15 protein-coding genes and 1 pseudogene are annotated in these 17,185 nt (G+C 67.2%); 7 read left to right on the plus strand and 9 right to left on the minus strand.

Translation table 11 applies throughout. The annotated features are described in order from the left end of the window. Positions 1-25: 25 nt before the first annotated feature. The 6 genes and pseudogenes from CDO87_RS26535 to CDO87_RS26560 form a co-directional block, all read right to left on the minus strand. A complete protein-coding gene (locus CDO87_RS26535; RefSeq protein ID WP_100931642.1) occupies positions 26-595 on the minus strand; it encodes a hypothetical protein in 570 nt (189 codons plus the stop codon). Between the two features lie 19 nt (positions 596-614). Further along, entirely contained in the window at positions 615-1,643 is a 1,029-nt protein-coding gene (locus CDO87_RS26540) for a zinc-binding dehydrogenase (protein WP_100931643.1), read from the minus strand. Next, complete coding sequence (locus CDO87_RS26545; protein WP_100931644.1) at positions 1,640-2,581, minus strand: ABC transporter permease; 942 nt, start codon at positions 2,579-2,581, stop codon at positions 1,640-1,642. Before CDO87_RS26545 ends, CDO87_RS26540 begins: the two co-directional genes overlap by 4 nt. Positions 2,582-2,591: 10 nt before the next feature. Then, positions 2,592-4,096, minus strand: a pseudogene (locus tag CDO87_RS26550) (sugar ABC transporter ATP-binding protein). Between the two features lie 11 nt (positions 4,097-4,107). Next, a complete protein-coding gene (locus CDO87_RS26555) occupies positions 4,108-5,112 on the minus strand; it encodes an ABC transporter permease (protein ID WP_308213937.1) in 1,005 nt (334 codons plus the stop codon). A 102-nt stretch (positions 5,113-5,214) separates the two neighbouring features. Beyond that, positions 5,215-6,327, minus strand: coding sequence for a sugar ABC transporter substrate-binding protein (locus CDO87_RS26560; RefSeq protein ID WP_100931645.1), 1,113 nt, complete (start codon positions 6,325-6,327; stop codon positions 5,215-5,217). A gap of 258 nt (positions 6,328-6,585) precedes the next feature. Here CDO87_RS26560 and CDO87_RS26565 point away from each other — a divergent pair, with 258 nt between their 5' ends. Further along, complete coding sequence (locus tag CDO87_RS26565) at positions 6,586-7,227, plus strand: TetR/AcrR family transcriptional regulator (RefSeq protein WP_100931646.1); 642 nt, start codon at positions 6,586-6,588, stop codon at positions 7,225-7,227. 3 nt (positions 7,228-7,230) lie between these two features. Here the strand turns inward: CDO87_RS26565 and CDO87_RS26570 are convergent, their stop codons facing one another. Then, positions 7,231-7,662 carry a heme-binding protein gene (locus tag CDO87_RS26570; protein ID WP_100931647.1) on the minus strand — a complete coding sequence of 144 codons (432 nt, stop codon included), beginning with the start codon at positions 7,660-7,662 and terminating at the stop codon, positions 7,231-7,233. Between the two features lie 422 nt (positions 7,663-8,084). On the opposite strand from CDO87_RS26570, the gene repA reads away from it, so the two are divergent. From repA to repC, 3 genes are all read left to right on the plus strand, one after another. Beyond that, positions 8,085-9,266 (plus strand): plasmid partitioning protein RepA, encoded by a 1,182-nt coding sequence (repA, locus tag CDO87_RS26575; RefSeq protein ID WP_100931656.1) that lies wholly within the window; start codon positions 8,085-8,087, stop codon positions 9,264-9,266. A gap of 1 nt (position 9,267) precedes the next feature. Next, entirely contained in the window at positions 9,268-10,230 is a 963-nt protein-coding gene (repB, locus tag CDO87_RS26580) for a plasmid partitioning protein RepB (RefSeq protein ID WP_100931648.1), read from the plus strand. A gap of 177 nt (positions 10,231-10,407) precedes the next feature. Beyond that, positions 10,408-11,469 carry a replication initiation protein RepC gene (repC, locus tag CDO87_RS26585; protein WP_100931649.1) on the plus strand — a complete coding sequence of 354 codons (1,062 nt, stop codon included), beginning with the start codon at positions 10,408-10,410 and terminating at the stop codon, positions 11,467-11,469. 64 nt (positions 11,470-11,533) lie between these two features. Here repC and CDO87_RS26590 read toward each other — a convergent pair whose 3' ends face one another. Next, the gene (locus tag CDO87_RS26590) at positions 11,534-12,256 is read right to left on the minus strand and encodes a response regulator transcription factor (protein WP_100931650.1); all 723 of its coding nucleotides are present in this window, start codon (positions 12,254-12,256) and stop codon (positions 11,534-11,536) included. After that, complete coding sequence (locus CDO87_RS26595; RefSeq protein ID WP_100931651.1) at positions 12,253-13,419, minus strand: GAF domain-containing sensor histidine kinase; 1,167 nt, start codon at positions 13,417-13,419, stop codon at positions 12,253-12,255. Before CDO87_RS26595 ends, CDO87_RS26590 begins: the two co-directional genes overlap by 4 nt. A gap of 240 nt (positions 13,420-13,659) precedes the next feature. On the opposite strand from CDO87_RS26595, the gene CDO87_RS26600 reads away from it, so the two are divergent. From CDO87_RS26600 to CDO87_RS26610, 3 genes are all read left to right on the plus strand, one after another. Beyond that, complete coding sequence (locus CDO87_RS26600; RefSeq protein WP_100931652.1) at positions 13,660-14,679, plus strand: ABC transporter substrate-binding protein; 1,020 nt, start codon at positions 13,660-13,662, stop codon at positions 14,677-14,679. Between the two features lie 79 nt (positions 14,680-14,758). Beyond that, complete coding sequence (locus tag CDO87_RS26605; protein ID WP_100931653.1) at positions 14,759-16,171, plus strand: sugar ABC transporter ATP-binding protein; 1,413 nt, start codon at positions 14,759-14,761, stop codon at positions 16,169-16,171. Further along, positions 16,171-17,094: an ABC transporter permease gene (locus CDO87_RS26610; RefSeq protein ID WP_100931654.1), complete on the plus strand. Its 924-nt coding sequence runs from the start codon at positions 16,171-16,173 to the stop codon at positions 17,092-17,094. The genes CDO87_RS26605 and CDO87_RS26610 overlap by 1 nt, the downstream gene beginning before the upstream one ends. Positions 17,095-17,185: the final 91 nt, after the last annotated feature.

Below are 17,185 nucleotides of genomic sequence, written 5' to 3' on the forward strand. Positions count from 1 at the left end.
CTCCTGATGTGGGTTCGGGCGCGGCTCAGCTGCGCCTGTCCAATGCGTGCCGCCAGTCGTTCCACCCGCCATCGACGGAGGACGGCGCGGCGTGCCAATGCGGCATGGCCTCGCCGGTGGCAGGGTCGCGGGCGGGAATGGGCAGCATCATGATCCGCTTGCAGGCGTGGACGTAATCCTCCTGCGTGAGGAACTGCTCCTGGATGTCGTCCCAGTCGCGCCCGTCGGGATAGCCGCCGCACATGTGGATGTTCTCGGACTGGGCCGTCATCTCGTGGCTGACGCCCGCCGGCATGACGATCACGTCCCCCGCCTCGATCCGGACCTTTGTCCATCCGCCCTCGCCCACGGAAAGCGAGAACTCCATCCAGCCCTGCGCACAGCCAAGGCATTCATGCGTCGTCGAATGGAAATGCGCGTATTCGTAGATGCCGGGGTAATCCCAGTTGTTCGACCAGCCGTTGCTGCGGAACCGTTCCTTCAGCGCCTCTGCCCCGCCGCCCGGCACCGCGCCGCGATGCACCAGAAGCGGAAAGCGGCTGTTGGGGATCAGCCCCTGCGGCTGCGAGGTGTAGGCTTCGGTGGTGATGGCCATGTCCGTGTCTCCTCCTGCATCATTCACTCATCACGATCTGGGTCTTCAGGTCCCCGGACCGGTCGCCGAGCGTGTCGAACGCCAACTGAATGTCGTCGAGGGCAAAGCTGGCGCGGGTAAACGGCTCCGTCTTCAGCCGCCCGTGCACCAGCAGCGTCAGCGCGTCGTGCATGTCCTGTCCCATTCCCGCGACCGACCCCTTGACCGAATTCTCCTGCAGGATCGTGTCGAGGATCGGCAGCGCCAGCGTCTCGTCCGGGCCCGTCAGCCCGAAGGCGGCAAGGTGCCCGCCCCGGCGCACCAGCCGCAGGGCAGCGGCGTAAAGCGCGGGGTTGCCCACGCTCTCGATCACCAGGTCGGCGCCACGCCCGTCGGTCGCCTCCATCACCGCCTGCCTCAACTGCCCCGGATCGGACACACCGATGTCCGCGCCGCAGTCCAGCGCCATGCGCACACGATCCGGGGAGAGGTCAGTGACGATGATCGGGGCAACCCCGATGGTCCGCAGAAGCTGGACATGCAGGTTGCCGATCGGCCCCGCGCCGATCACCAGCGCCGACTGCCCGAAGGTCACCTGCGCCTTGCGCGCCGCGCGCACCACGCATGACAGCGGCTCGGTCAGGGCCAGCACCTCGAAGGGCACATGCTCCGGCGCGGGCATCACCAGCCGCGCGGGCACCGTCATGTAGTCGGCAAAGGCGCCGTCCATGGTGATGCCCATCTGCTGCATCCCGGGGCAGTTCAGGATCTCGTTGCGGCGGCACCAGTAGCAGCGCCCGCAGCCGATGTTCATGTCGACCACGGCCTTTGTCCCGACCTCCGGCCCGTCGACCCCCGCCCCCAGCGCCGCGACGGTGCCGGTGAACTCGTGACCCGGCACCATGGGCAGGCTCTCTGCCGCGTAATGTCCGTTGAAGATGTGCAGGTCGGTGCCGCAGATGCCGACCCGCGCGATCCGGATCAGGATCTCGCCGCGCCCGGGTTTCGGGATCGGCCGCTCCTCGATCTCGAACCGCCCGGGTTCCTTCAGCACTGCCGCACGCATCATTTCACGATCCTCATCTTCGACCGGTCGATGGTCATCGCGATGGCAGCGATCAGGATGATGCCGAAGATCATCTGCTGCATGGTCGCATCCACCTCGAGGTAGACCATGGCCGAGCGTATCACGACAACGATCAATGTCCCGACCAGAGTGTTGATGACCCCGCCGACCCCGCCGGTCAGCGGCGTGCCCCCGACCAGCACCGCCACGATGGCGAGGATCAGGAACCCGTTCGCCAGGTTCGCGTCGCCCCCCGACAGCTTGACCGAGAACATCAGCCCGGCAATCGCGGCAAACGTCCCCGACAGCGCAAAGGCAAGGATCTTGATCCGGTCGACCTTCAGGCCCGAGGCCACGGCGGCCAGCTCCCCTGCCCCCACCGCCTTCAGCGCGCGGCCAAAGGTTGTGCGGGTCTGCAGGAACCACGCCACCGCCAGCAGCACGCCCGCGATGATCAGCTCATGCGGGACGCCCGCGGTGTTGCCGAACATCCAGCCAAAGCTCGCGTCCCGTATCTCCGCATCCATCGACAGCGCGCGTTCGCCCGACAGGTAGCGCGCGCCGGAAAGCGCGATGAACCCCATGGCCAGCGTCGCAACGAAGGAGGGCACGAACTGCCGCGTGGTGATCCAGCCCGACAGCGCGCCGATGCCGAAGCCCGCCACGATACAGACCACCGCGACCAGCACCCCGAACTGGGCCAGGTAGACGGTCGCCACCACGGTCACGAGGTTCGCCACCTGCTGCACCGACAGGTCGATCCCGCCGATGTAGATCGCGAAGGTCATCCCCAGCGCCATGATGAACAGCGGCACGATATCGGCCACCAGCGCCACCATGCCCGACGGGTTGAAGAAGGCCGGGTTGACCACGCCCACCAGGATCACCAGCACCGCCAGCGTGAACCACGGGAACCAGGGTTTCAGTTTCTCCAGTGACATGCCGTCCCCCTCAGATCATGTGATGCACGAGGTCATAAAGCGACGGCTTGTCGCCCGGTGACCCGTCAAAGCGTTTCTGGAACGCCCCGTCCTTCAGGACGAGGATCGTGTGGCTGAGGCCGATGGCCTCCTCCAGCGTGTCGGCCACCAGCACGATGCCCGCACCGGCGGCGCTCATCTCGCGCACCATGTCGTAGACGTCTTCCTTGGCCCCGATATCCAGCCCCCGCGTGGGGTGGTCGAGAAGGATGATATCCGACCCGCCGACCGCCACTTCGCCAGCACGACCTTCTGCTGGTTGCCGCCCGACAGCCCGCCGCAATCCTTGTAGATATCCGGCGTCTTGATCGACAAGCGCTTGATCCATTCCTCGGCCAGCGCCTTTTCCCGGTCGATGCGCAGCACCCCGCCCGAGGCGTAGTTGCCCATCTGGCTGAGGGTCATGTTCTCGTAGACGTTCATGCCGGTCACGATGCCTTCGACCTTGCGCTCGCGCGGGACGTAGCCCACCCCGCGGGCCACCGCCTCCTGCGCGCTCGTCCGGTGGTAGGGCTTGCCCTTCACCTCCACCCGGCCCGAGGTCGGCCGTTCGAGGCCGAAGACCGTGCGCAGGATCGCCTCCCGCCCGGAGCCTTCGGTGCCCACAAGGCAAAGCACCTCGCCCGGGTGCAGGTCAAAGGAGATGTCGCTGAACTTGCCCGCGACGCTCACCCGGTCGAACTGCACCAGCACGCGCGAGGGATCGTAGGGTTTCTGCTTCTGCTCGCGGTAATACTCCTTGTCGACGTCCCGGCCGACCATCTTGTGCTGGATCTCCTCGACCCGGGCTGTGTCGTGATCGACCACGTCCACCACCTCGCCGTCCTTCATCACGTAGATTCGGTCCGACAGTTCCAGCACCTCGTCCATGCGGTGACTGACGAAGATGAAGGACGCCCGGCTCGTCAGTTCGCGCACCAGCCTGAACAGCAGTTCCACCTCCTCGCGCGCCAGGACGCTGGTCGGTTCGTCCAGCAGGATCACGAGGTCGCCCTCGATGCGTTCCTCCAGGGTCAGGACCTTGGCCAGCTCCACCAGCTGCCGCTGCGCGAAGGACAGCTTCGACGTGACCGTGGCCGGGTCGATCTCCAGCCGCACCTTGGCAAGCTGCCGTTTCGCCGCCGCCGCCATCGCCTTCCAGTCGATGACGCCCCAGCGCACGAACTGCTGCTCGAACCCGAGGAAGATGTTCTCCATCACCGTCAGGTTGGTGATCAGCGACTGCTCCTGGAACACCATGCCGATGCCATGGTCCATCGCCTGCCGCGGGTTCTGGAAGCGGACGGTCCTGCCGTCGATGGTGATCGTGCCGCCGTCGGGCTGATAGGTGCCGTAGATCACCTTCATCAGCGTCGATTTCCCGGCGCCGTTCTCCCCCACGAGGCCCACGATCTCGCCGCGCCCGATGCGGAAATCCACCGCCTTCAGCGCATGCACGCCGGGAAATTTCTTGTCGACCTTGTTCAGCTGATACATCGACCCGCCCCCTATTTCACGAAGCTGATGGTTTTGCGGTTGGTCGACAGGATCACGGCAAGGATCACGAGGATGCCCAGCACACCGTCCTGCACGTAGCCGGGCAGCCCGATCACCACCATGCCGTTGCCGATGACAAAGACGATCAGCACGCCGACCAGCGTGTTCCACACGCCGCCGATCCCGCCCCAAAGCGCGGTGCCCCCGACCACGACCGCGGTGATCGACAGGAACATGAAGTTGTTGCCGGTGGCGGTCTCGGCGATGCCGATGCGGCCCACCGCCAGCAGCGCGCCCACCGAAAAGAACACGCCCGCCAGCGTGAACCCCATGATCCGCACCCGGTTGACGTTCAGGCCGGAGGCAATCGCCAGGTCCTCGCCCCCGCCCACCGCGTAGAAGTTGCGGCCCAGCGTGGTGCGCGTCTGGATGAACCAGGCGATCAGCAGGAAGACCGCAGCGACATAGACCATCAGAGGAAAGTTCAGGATGCGCTGGGTCAGGAGCGCGCGGAACAGCTCGTCCTCGATGCGGATGCGGTCGCCGCCGGTCATCACCATGGCAAGCCCCGTCCCCACGAACCCCATGGCGAGCGAGGCCATGAACGACGGGATCTTCAGCTTGACGTGGATCAGCCCGTTGACGAACCCCAGCGCCGCACCGACCAGCATGGCGATAGGGATGGCAAGCCAGGCCCAGCTAGCCAGCGTGCCCCCCAGCCACAGGAAACAGAAGGCGAAGGACACCGCGCAGACCGACACCGTCCCCTCCATCGACAGGTCGATGGACCCCATGATGATGATGAAGGTCACGCCGATCGCCACCATCAGCGCGGGCGAGGCGGCGATCAGGATGCGCGCGAAGTTGCGTGTCGACAAGAAGCGCGGCTCCATCACGGCGAAGACCGCGCAGAGCACCAGCAGCACCAGAAGCGGCGCCCATTTCGCCAGCGTCTCGCGCCCGATCCCGGCACCGGCCCGGCGCGCGCCTTCTGTCCTGCCCGTGGTTTCAGTGATGGCCAAGATGTGTCCTCCCCAAAGCGGCCGGCGCGGTCCTCTGACCGTCATCCGGCGCATGGGCCAGCCGGGAACGCGCCCGGCTGGCCCGGTCCTCCCGGATCAGTTGTAGGCGATGGGTCCGTTCGACGGGCCCCAGAAGTCGTTCCAGTCGTAGCTCGGCACGCTGTCGAGGTAGTTCGCCTTGAACTCCAGCGCGTCCTCCGGCTGCACCATGATGGTCGGGCCGTAGAATTCGCGGTGCTCGTTGGGTTCCTCGGACGGTTTGAAGGTGCCGATGGCCGCGTGATAGGCCAGCGCCGCGGTGATGCCGCCGCCCCAGTGCGGGTTGGTGAACACGGTGGCCAGGATCTTGCGGTCCGCGACCAGCTGCACCGCCTGCGGGTTGCCGTCATAGGACACGATGGGCATGTCCTCGATCCCCTCGGCCCGCAGCGCCTCGAGCACGCCATAGGCGATGGTGTCGTTTGCGCAATGCACGCCGGTGATCTCGTCGCCATAGCGCGTCAGGAAGGCGGACATCACCTGGTTGGCCTTCTGGGTGTCCCAGTCCGCCGGTTCCGCCGCCAGCAGTTCCACATCCGGGTAATCCTCCAGCGCGTTCTTCAGGCCCTGAAGCCGCTCGATGGCCGGGTTGTTCGACGCGATCCCGCCCAGGTGCACGACGCCACCCTTGCCGCCCATCGCCTCAAGCAGGATGCGCGCGGTCTCTTCCGCCGGGCCCTCGTCCGACCAGCTCATGTGGCTGACGTAGTTGTCGCCGAAATCCCACGGGTGCAGGTCGTCGGTCTTGTTCCACAGGGTCGAGACATAGGCGTTCGCCTCCGCCACCGCCTCCACCACCGGACGCGCGTTCGGCGCGTCGTTGGTGTCGATGGCAAGCGCGAGGTTGCCGCCCGTCTTCGCCAGAATCGCCTTCACGTCGGCCAGCGACTTCTCCGACGACCCTTCGTTGATGAGGTGCGTGAGCGCGTCCTTCGACATGCCGAGGCTTTGCACGAAGGCCTCGCCGCCCGACACGATCTCGTTCCAGTAGGGGTTGGTGCGGTTGCGGTAGGACCACGCGATGGTCGGGTCGGTCAGCGCAGCCCGCGCCATGTTCGGACCCAGCGCGCCAAGTGCCGCCGCCCCGCCCAGCCCGTAGGCCGACGCGAACAGGAAGTTCCGGCGGTTGATTTTCTCTTTCTCGATGAAGCCCTTGATGAAATTCGACATGGTTTTCCTCCCTCAACGGCGCTGTGCCGTCCTCCTGAAACACGCGTGATGTCCCGGCCCCTCCGGGGTGCCGCACCGCCCTTCATCGCGGACGGTCGCCAGATAACGCACTAACTGGTTACTTCCTTGTTCATCGAATCGTCAAGCCCCATGAAAGCTTTGGGGCGAAAACGGCCCATGGCAGCGAGCGGAAGCTTTTGACCGCGCCCCGCGAAGTGAGGTAGGGGCATGGGAACCACGCCGGGGCGAAGGGAAGAGATGGCAGACGACACAACCAGGAAGACCCGCGATGCCGACGCGACGCGCGCGCGCATCCTTGCCGCCGCGAAGAAGGAATTCGCCAAGAGCGGTCTGGGCGGCGCCCGTGTCGACGAGATCGCCGACCGCGCCAAGGCCAACAAGCGGATGATCTACCACTACTTCGGCAACAAGGAGGACCTGTTCCGCATCGTGCTGGAGGAGGCCTACACCGACATCCGGACCGCCGAGCAGTCGCTGGAACTGGAACACCTGCCCGCCCGCGACGCGCTGGAAAAGCTGATCCGCTTCACCTGGGATTACTACCTGAAGAACCCGGAATTCATCACGCTGGTGAACAGCGAGAACCTGCACAAGGCCCGCCACCTGAAGAAGTCCGAAAAGATTGACGTCCTGTTCCAGCGCTTCGTCGGCATGGTCGGCGGCCTTCTGGAACGCGGCGTCGAGGAAGGCGTCTTCCGCCCCGGCATCGACCCCGTGCAGCTCAACATCACCATCGCCGCCATCGGCTACTACTACCTGACCAACCGCTTCACCGGCTCCATCGTCTTCCGGCGCGACCTGATGTCCGCCGAGGCCCTCGAAGAGCGTCTGGCCTTCAACATCGAAACGATCATGCGGCTGGTCTGCATCGAGCCCTGAACGTCACCCCTGCGTCAGCCCAAGCGCCCGGATCGCCGCCTCGGCGCAGGCGATGTCCTCGTGCTCCTGCGCGCCCGACACGCCAAGCCCGCCGATGCAGGCCCCCTCCTCGAAGACCGCGAGTCCCCCGCCCCAGGCGATGAACCTTTGCCGCGTGGCAAGGCCCAGCGACAGGGTCGGGCTGGCGGCCATGCGTTCGCCGAAGGCCCGCGTCGATTTCCGCAGCGTGCCGGCGGTATAGGCCTTGTCCACCGCGAAGGCCGCGACGGGCGGCGCGGCACCGTCCGTCCGGCCGAAGGCAACGAGCGTGCCGAAGGGATCGGTGACCGCCGCCGCAACCTCCCAGCCGTTGTCCCGCGCGTGGGTCATCGCCGCCTCCACAAGGGCAAGCGCCGCTGCATAGGTGATCTGGGGTCGGGTCTGGCTGATCTGCATGGTCGTTGGGTCCTTCGAGAGGGCGGGCGACGCCGGGATGGCCGCCGCACCATGTAACCATTCGGTTACGGCGACCGTGTCACCGACAAGGCCCCCCTGTCAACGCCAACCGGCGCCGCCACCAGCCGCCATTCCCGGGCCCGTCACCCCTGCCCCGCCGATTCTCTGCCCGGCACAGCCAAGCCTTTGACCGCAAAGCCCTCCCTGCTAAGCTGTGAAAACTCGCTTTTCCGCCATAACTCAATTTTTCCAAATTATTTCATAGCCTTGCAGCGGGATCTTCACCCAACGCGCGAAACGGCGGACCGGCGCCTTCGCCCCTCGGCGCAAGAAACAGTTGCCAACACCCCTTTCGCTTGCGTAAAGAAACGGAAAATAAAGCGCTGGCGAAAAACAGCGTTCCTGACGAGGCGGTGAAACAGATGGCGGGAACTGAGCCCATCCATATCAATACCCGTATCCGCGAAAACGCGGGGAACCTGGCAGGTGCGCTCGAACAGCACCTCCTGAAAAGCTTTGCCCCCGACGCGCGCAAGCAGCTCCGCCTGTTCTCCGCCGGAGAGGCCGCCGACCTGCTCGGCATTTCCCCCAGCTTCCTGCGCAAGCTCCATTTCGAGGAACGCGTGCCCGAGGTCCAGACCTCTGCCGGCGGCCGCCGCTCCTACTCCGCCGACGACCTGCTGACAATCCGCCGCATTCTCGAGGACAACTCCCGCACCACCGGCACGTACCTCAAGGGCCGGCGCGAGGGCGACAAGGTGCAGGTGCTCAGCTTCCTGAACTTCAAGGGCGGCTCGGGCAAGACGACCTCCTCGATCCACGCCGCGCAGCGCCTCGCGCTCAAGGGCTACCGGGTGCTCGCCGTCGACATCGACCCGCAGGCCTCGCTTACCTCGCTCTTCGGGTTCCAGCCGGAATACGACTTCCTGCACTCCGGGTCGATCTACGACGCGATCCGCTACGAGGACCCCCTGCCCTTCTCCGAGATCATCCAGGAAACCTATTTCCCCGGTCTCCACCTCGCCCCGGGCGGGCTGATCCTGCAGGAGTTCGAGCACGAGACGCCGACTGCGCTGCGCAACAACATCCAGCCCGCCTTCTACGCCCGCATGGCCGCCGCCCTGCAGGAGGTCGAGGACCGCTACGACGTCATCATCTTCGACTGCCCGCCGCAGCTTGGCTACCTGACCATGTCCGCGCTCTGCGCCTCCACCGGGATCCTGATCACCGTGGTGCCGAACATGCTCGACGTCGCCTCCATGTCGCAGTTCCTGCAGATGAGCGCCGACCTGCTCGACGTGGTGTCGAACGCCGGTGCGCGGATGGAGTTCGACTTCCTCCGCTTCCTCATCAACCGCTACGAACCGCAGGACGGCCCGCAGCAGCAGGTGGTCGCCTTCCTCCGCAACCTCTTCGGCAGCGAGGTCATGGTCGCGCCCATGCTGAAATCCACCGCGATTTCCGACGCAGGACTGACCCAGCAGACCATCTACGAGGTCGAGCGCAGCGCCTTCCACCGGTCCACCTACGACCGCGCGATAGAGTCGCTGAACGCCGTGAACGACGAGATCGAGGCACTGATGCAGCAGGCATGGGGACGCTGACATGGCACGCAAGGGGATTCTGACCACCGGCAACGCAACCGAGACCGCGCAGCCTTCGCGGCGTCCCAGCCCCACCGCCCCGCGCGGCACCGTGGGCGCGCTGCAAAGCTCGCTCACCCGCCTGCAGGAAAGCGCCGTGCAGGAGATCGAGGCCGAGCGCATCGTCGATGCGGGTGTGGCCGACCGCCTGGGCGACGATCCCGTGGCGGACGAGGCGCTGCAAGACAGCCTGAAGACCTACGGCCAGCAGGTGCCGGTGCTGGTGCGCCCCCATGCCGGGCAGCCGGGCCAGTTCGAGATCGTCTATGGCCGCCGCCGGGTCCGCGCGCTGCGCGCGCTCGGCCTGCCGGTCAAGGCCATGGTGCGGCACCTCGACGACCAGGCGCTGGTGCTGGCCCAGGGCCAGGAGAACACCGCCCGCAAGGATCTGTCGTTCATCGAAAAGGCCAGCTTTGCCGCCCAGCTCGACGCGCTGGATTACGACCGGCAGACAATCGCCGCGGCGCTGTCGATCGACCTGCCCATGGTCAGCCGGATGCTGCGCGTGGGCCGGGCCTTCGACATCGGCTTCCTGCGCCACATCGGTTCGGCCCCGGGGATCGGGCGCGAACGCTGGCTGAAGCTGGAGGAGGCGATGCAGCGCCCCGCCATGGCCGACAAGGTGGAGGCCTGCCTGCCGCTTCTGGCCGACATCGCCGACAGCGACACCCGGTTCGAACAGGTGCTGGCCTGGGCCAGCGACGCCCCCAGCCCGCTGAAACCCCGCGCTGCCACGGGCCGTGCGCGCAAGGTCGTCAGCGAGGCCGGATATGAAATCGGCAAGATCCGGCATGGCGACAAGGGGCTGGTGCTGACCGTGCCGCACGGCGACGCGCCGGAGTTCGCCCGCTGGGTCGACGCCCAGGCAGAAGACATCGTCAAGGATCTTTACGACCGCTGGATCAAGTCGCGGTCGGAAGACTGAACCGAAACCCGAGCAGACAACAAAGGAGGCACGAGCCCGGACAAAAGAAAAGCCCCCCAGGACAAATCCCGGAGAGCTCTCTCATTTCTCGCACTCTTGAGATAGCCGTTCCCCCCTGATCCTGTCAACGCCACCGATTCGGTGGAGCGGTCTTTTTTTGTCTTTCGTGAACTGAAAATGACGGAACTGTCCCGAATCCGCTTCGGGCAGCCTGTCGGGATGTGCCCGGAGGCCGGCCCTGCGCCCGCCGACAAGTGGGCCATCCTCGACGCGCTGACCCATGCCGCCGAGGACTTCGGCCTCAATCACCGGACACTGGGTGTGCTGCGCGCGCTCCTGACCTTCTTCCCCGACCGCGCCCTGCCCGCCGATCGCGGCGCCGGGGTGGTCTACCCGTCGAACCGCGTGCTCGCAGAGCGGCTGAACGGTATGCCGGAAAGCACGCTGCGCCGGCACCTTGCCACGCTGGTCCGCTCCGGGCTGGTGGACCGCCACGACAGCGCCAACCGCAAGAGGTTCGCGCGGTTCGGCGGTGTGGCCTTCGGCTTCGACCTGAGCCCCCTCGCCCGCTATGCAGAGGCGCTGCAGGCCGCCGCCGACCGCGCGCTGGCACGTCGTGCCCAGGCGGACGCCTTGCGCGCCCGGATCGCCGCCGTCCGGCAACGGCTGCTGGAGGACGGCTGCGACGCGGCCGATCCGCTGATCGAGGATGCCCGCCTCTGCCAGCGCCGCAAGCTGCCCTTGGAAGAGCTGGAGGCGCTTGCGCAGGCCCTGGACAACCGGCTGACAACCGCCCTGCCCGCAGCCGGAATGAGCGCCAGCGACAGCCGGAATGAGCGGCACATACAGACTACAGATCAATCCGAATCTGTATCTTCCGTGGACATCCGCGACAGTGACGAGACGCCTGCCCTGTCGGAGGTGCTGGACAGTTGCCATGAATACCAGAGCTTCTTTCCAACGCGGAACCCGGACTGGCCGACGCTGGTCTCCGTGGCGGAGCGGTTGCATCCGATGATGGGCATAGACACCCAAGTCTTTGCCGAAGCACGGCAGAGGATGGGCGCAGAGCGGGCCGCAACGGTGCTGCTCTGCATGCTGGAGACGATGGACAGGATCCGGAAACCGGGGGCCTATCTGAGGGCGCTGTGCCAGCGGGCGGACCGGGGTCTGCTGAACCTTGGCGGGATGCTGAAGGCCGCAAGCGGCGCGCGATTGTCAGCTGACAATTTCGGATGACACCGGCGCGCCTCCGGCTGAATTGTCAGCTGACAATTTCCATGGCGCACACCTGTGCCCCATGTCAGCGGCGGTCGCGCCCCTGTTGCCAGCGTTCGAAATCGCGCTGTGCGGTTTCCAGCGTCTCGATGTTGAGGGTTCGTGTCACCAGCGCACGGTTCAGCGCCCGCACCCGTTTGTTCAGCGGCATGTCGTCAGAGGCCTCGTCGTCCACGCCGAGCTTTTCGTAAAGCGACAGGAGCCGGTTCTGCACGGTGCGCAGGGACATGCCGCGGCGTTCGGCGATGATGCGGTCCTGAAGCCCGATGGCGAGGTCCAAGAGCACCGCGAACTCGCTGTCGTCGAGCGTGTTCCGGGGAGAGGCGGCGCGGCGTTGCAGCCGGTGGATTTCCCGGTCGACCATGATCTGCCCTTCGACCAGCACGGCGCGCAGGGCCAGCTTCAGCCGGTCGCGGGGCGCGGTCTTCAGCAGGTAGCCGTAGGCGCTGTCCTCCGGCACGATGGCGGCAATGCCGCGCAGGTAGGCCTCGTCCGCGTAGTTCGACCAGAAGAGGATGCGGGTCTCGGGCCGTTCGGTCCAGAGGGTGCGGGCCGCCTCGATCCCGTTGCGGCGGGACATGCGCAGGTCCATGACCACGGCGTCGATGGCCAAGGCGCGGGCCTCGTGCTCGGCCTCTTCGCCGTTCACCGCGTGGAAGATTTCGGTGACTTCGGGGAGGGTCTCGGCCAGCACGTCCTCCATGTAGGAGGCGTGGAACTGGTCGTCCTCGACAAGCAGAACCCTCATGGCCCGGTCCTCAGAGTGACGCGGACGACGGTGCCGTGATCGGCCTCGATATCCAGCCCGGCCGAGATCAGCCGCGCCCGGGTGCGCATGTGCATGAGGCCGGACTGGCGGGCGGGCGCGGCGGGTATGCCGCAGCCGTCGTCGCGCACGGTGATTGTCAGCAGGGCAGGGGCCGGATGCTCGACCGTCACGGAGATCCGGCTGGCGCCGGCGTGTCGGGTGGCGTTGTTGATCGCTTCCTGCGTGATGTGGAACAGCGCGGTGCGCACGGTGGGGTCGAGCGCGTCCGGCACCCCGTCCGTCAGGTCGTCAACCTCAAGTTGCGCCCCGGATTCGCCCGAGGCGCGTTCCAGGTGGACGCGGACGGCATGGGCGAAGCCGAACAGTTCCAGCAGGGTGGGCACGGCGGTGTCGATGATCCGGCGCAGGTCGTCGATTGTCTGCCGGAGGCGCGAGGCCAGCACGTCGCGGGGCAGGGGGCGGTCGCCGGTCGCCTCGCGCAGGAGGCGGGACAGGTCGGCGAGCGTCTGGTCGTGCAGGTCCATGCCGACGCGCTGGCGCTCTGCCTCGAGCGCGCGGGTCAGTTCCAGCGCGCCGCGGCGCAGCCCCTCGTCGCCGGTGGCGGAGCGGGGCAGGCGCCGCGCCCGGTCCGAGCGGTGCAGGATGTGGAACCACGGCGAGAGCACGTCGGCGATCTGCTGCGCCAGCGCGACCGTCTGTGCGTCGTAGAGCCCTCGGGTCGAATGGGAGAGGTTCAGCGTGCCGATGATCTCGCCGCGGACGCGCATCAGCACGTTCACCCGGGCGCGCAGCTTGTGGTTCAGGATCGGCTCGCAGGTGGCGCCGGGAAAGGTGTAGCGCGGGTCCTGCGTGGCGTCCTCGGTCAGCATGACCTCGCACTGGCCGAGCAGCAGGTCACGGATCGGCGCGTGGTCGATCCGGCCAGAGGCGCGGGACCAGCGGGTGCGGATGCCGACCTCGTGGCTGACCACCCAGCCGGGGCGGTCCAGCAGGCAGATGTCGCAATGCGTGAAGGGGATCAGCGCGGCGATGTCACCGGCCACGGCCCCGAGCGCGCCGGTGATGTCCGTCACGCCGGTGAGCCGCCGCGCGATGTCGAGCAGCGCCACGCCGGTGCGCGGTTCGCCGAGGGTGTCGGCCATGTGTCCTCCCTTGTCCGCGCGGCGCGTAATGGCGCTGCCTTGCGCGGTTCCGCAAGTCTGCCCCCGTTGCGGGGGAAATGGAACACCCGAACCCGCAAGTTCGTTGCGGGTTCCCGCAACAGGTCTGCGGGCGACAGCCTTTACAGGGGCGGTGGGTATGGCCACCATTCCTCTCGCCGGCCGGGTGGAGAGAACCGGGCGGTCAAAGGTAGTGCGGCACACGCACAGGGAGGAAAATTCATGAAGACGTTTCTGACGGGCGCGGCGACGCTGGCCCTACTGGCTGGCGCGGCGCATGCGGAAAGCCATCTGGCGGACACTTCGGACAAGCGCATCGCGCTGTCCAACAACTACGCGGGCAACTCGTGGCGGCAAGCCATGCTGCAGACCTTCGAGGAGACAGCCGAGGCCGCCGTGGCCGATGGCGTGGTGGCGGCGGCGGATGCCTTCACCACATCCGAGAACCAGGCCACCGAGCAGGCCGCGCAGATCCAGAACATGATCCTGCAGGGCTACGACGCCATCGTGCTGAACGCCGCCTCGCCGACCGCCCTGAACGGTGCGGTTGCCGAGGCCTGCGGCGCCGGGCTGATCGTGGTAAGCTTCGACGGGATCGTGACGGAGCCCTGCGCCTGGCGGATCGCGGTGGATTTCGCGGCGATGGGCAAGGAAGAGGTCGACTACCTCGCCGGCCGTCTGCCCGACGGCGGCAACCTGCTGGAGATCCGCGGCCTGGCCGGTGTCTTCGTCGATGACGAGATTTCCAAGGGCATCCACGAGGGTGTGGCGGAACACGACCAGTTCGAGATCGTCGGTTCGGTCCACGGTGACTGGGCGCAGGACGTGGCGCAGAAGGCGGTTGCGGGCATCCTGCCCTCGCTGCCCGAGATCGTGGGCGTCGTGACCCAGGGCGGTGACGGCTACGGTGCGGCGCAGGCCTTCGAGGCCGCGGGCCGTGATACGCCGCTGATCGTGCTGGGCAACCGCCAGGACGAGCTGAAGTGGTGGGCTGAGCAGCGCGACGCCAACGGCTACGAGACGCTGTCGCTGTCGATCGCGCCCGGTGTCGCCTCGCTGGCGTTCTGGGTGGCGCAGCAGATCCTCGCGGGTGAAGAGGTGCCGAAGGACCTGACCGTGCCGTTCCTGAAGATCACGCAGGACGATCTGGACAGCGCGCTGGAAACCACGCCCGAGGGCTCTGTGGCGAATGTCAGCTACACGCTGGAAGACGCGCAGGCGGTGATTTCCGAAGCAAAGTGACGTAAGGGCATGCGCGCCCCGCACCGTCGTCCGGCGGGGGCGGGGCGCGTTTCCCGGCACGTCCTGACATGGGGACCGGATGACCGACCAAGACCATACGCCTGTCGTCGCGCTGACGCAGGCGGCGAAACATTTCGGCCCGGTGCGGGCCCTCGACGGGGTCAGCCTGCGGGTCGGTCCGGGGGATTGCCTCGGGCTCGTGGGGCACAACGGCGCGGGCAAGTCGACGCTGGTGAACCTGATCAACGGCACCTTCGGGCCGAGTTCCGGCGAGGTGGCGTTTCCGTCCGGGACGGAGGGCGTCCGCTCGGTCTTTCAGGAGCTGTCGCTGTGTCCGAACCTGACGGTGGCGGAGAATCTGCGGGTGTCGCATCCCGGCCTGAAGGGCCTCGCGTGGCGACGGCAGGCGCGGGCGGAGATCCTCGCCAGCCTCGACAGGGTGTTTCCCGGCCATGGCATCGACGCCGACGCGGAGGTCGACCGGCTGAGCATCGCGGAGCGGCAGATGGTGGAGATCGCCATCGGCTTTGCCCCGCGCGGCGGTGAGGCGCGGCTGGTGATCCTGGACGAGCCGACCTCGTCGCTGGACGAGGGCATCGCGCGGCAGCTTCTGGACCACGTGAAGGGCTTCTGCGCGGCGGGCGGGGCGGTGATCTTCATCAGCCACATGCTGGGCGAGATCTTTGCCGTGGCGAGCCGCATCGTGGTGCTGAAGGACGGCCGTGTCGTGGCGGACAGGCCCGCGGCGGAATTCACGCGCGCCGGGCTGGTGGATGCCATGGGCCACGTCGCGACGGAGGCGGTGGCCCAGCAGGCGGCGCGGTCGGCCCCGGGCGATGTGGTGATCCGTACGCCCGAGGGGCTGGAAGCGCGCCGCGGCGAGGTCGTGGGGCTGTCGGGCCTCGCGGGGCACGGGCAGGCGGCGGCGCTGGCGCGGCTGTACCTGTCGCAGTCCTCGGACTGGCGGGCGGGCCGGGCCTCGAAGGCCGTGTTCGTCGCGGGCGACCGGGCGCGCGACGGCGTGCTGCCCTTGTGGTCGATCCTGCGCAACATCTCGATTTCCGTGCTGCAGCGCGACGCGCGGCGGGGGCTGGTGAACCGTGGCGCCGAACGCGCGCTGGCGGAGGACTGGCAGCGGCGCATCGGCATCCGCACCGACGACCTGACGAACCCGATCCTGTCGCTGTCGGGCGGCAACCAGCAGAAGGTGCTGTTCGCCCGTGCGCTGGCCTCCGACGCGGAGGTGGTGGTGATGGACGATCCCATGCGCGGGGTCGACGTGGGCACGAAGCAGGACGTCTATGCCATGATCCGCGCAGAGGCCGCGAAGGGCCGCACCTTCCTGTGGTATTCGACCGAGACCGAAGAGGTCTGCCAGTGCGACCGCGTCTTCGTCTTCCGCGACGGACGGATCAGCGCCGAGCTGACCGGCGACCAGATCACCGAGGAGCGCATCCTCGAGGCGTCCTTCGAAATGCAGGAGGCGTCCTGATGCCACAGCGTTACCGGATCCTGTTGCCGGTCGTGTCGCTGGCCGTGCTGCTGGCGCTGACCTTCTGGATGCAGCCGCGGGCGATGAGCTACTTCGGCCTGAACCTGCTGTTCAACCTGGCGGTGCCGATCGCGCTGGCGACCATCGCGCAGATGATGATCATCATGGTGAACGACATCGACCTGAGCCTTGGCGCCTTCGTGAGCCTCGTGGCCTGCGTGACCGCCACATGGCTGAACGACGCGCCGCTGACCGGGGTGCTGATCCTCATGCTGCTGGTGGTGTCCTATGCGGCGATGGGGGCGGTGATCCACGTGCTGGAACTGCCCGCCATCGTGGTGACGCTGGGCATGTCCTTCGTCTGGGGCGGGCTGGCGCTGTTCATCCTGCCAACGCCGGGCGGGGCCGCGCCGGGCTGGCTGAGGACGCTGATGACGGTGAAACCGCCGCTGATGCCCATGGCCGTGGTGGCTGCCATCCTGATCGCTGTCGTGACGCATCTGATGGTCATGCGCTCCGGCCTTGGCACGGTGCTGCGCGGGCTTGGCGGCAACGCCCGGTCGGTCGCCCGTGCCGGGTGGAACGTCACCCTGCTGAAGGCCACGGCCTACGGGCTTGCCGGGCTGTTCGGCGTGCTTGCCGGCATGGCGCTGGTCGGGCTGACGACCTCCGCCGATGCCAATATCGCGCTGCGCTACACGCTTCTGAGCATCGCGGGCGTGATCCTGGGCGGCGGTGAGTTCATCGGCGGCAAGGTGAGCCCGGTGGGCGCGGTGATCGGTGCGCTGACGCTGACGCTCGCGGCCTCCTTCCTGTCCTTCCTGCGGCTGTCGCCGGACTGGCAGATCGGCGCGCAGGGCGCGATCCTGATCCTTGTCCTGACCGCACGGCTGCTGTTCTCGCGGCGGGGGGCTGCGGCATGAACCTGAACATGAACGTGAAACCGTGGCTTTGGGCGTGGCTGGCGGCCGCACTGGCCTTTGCTGCGACGCTGGGGCTGACCTCGGGCGCGGG

The organism is Sagittula sp. P11 (assembly GCF_002814095.1).
GTDB lineage: Bacteria > Pseudomonadota > Alphaproteobacteria > Rhodobacterales > Rhodobacteraceae > Sagittula.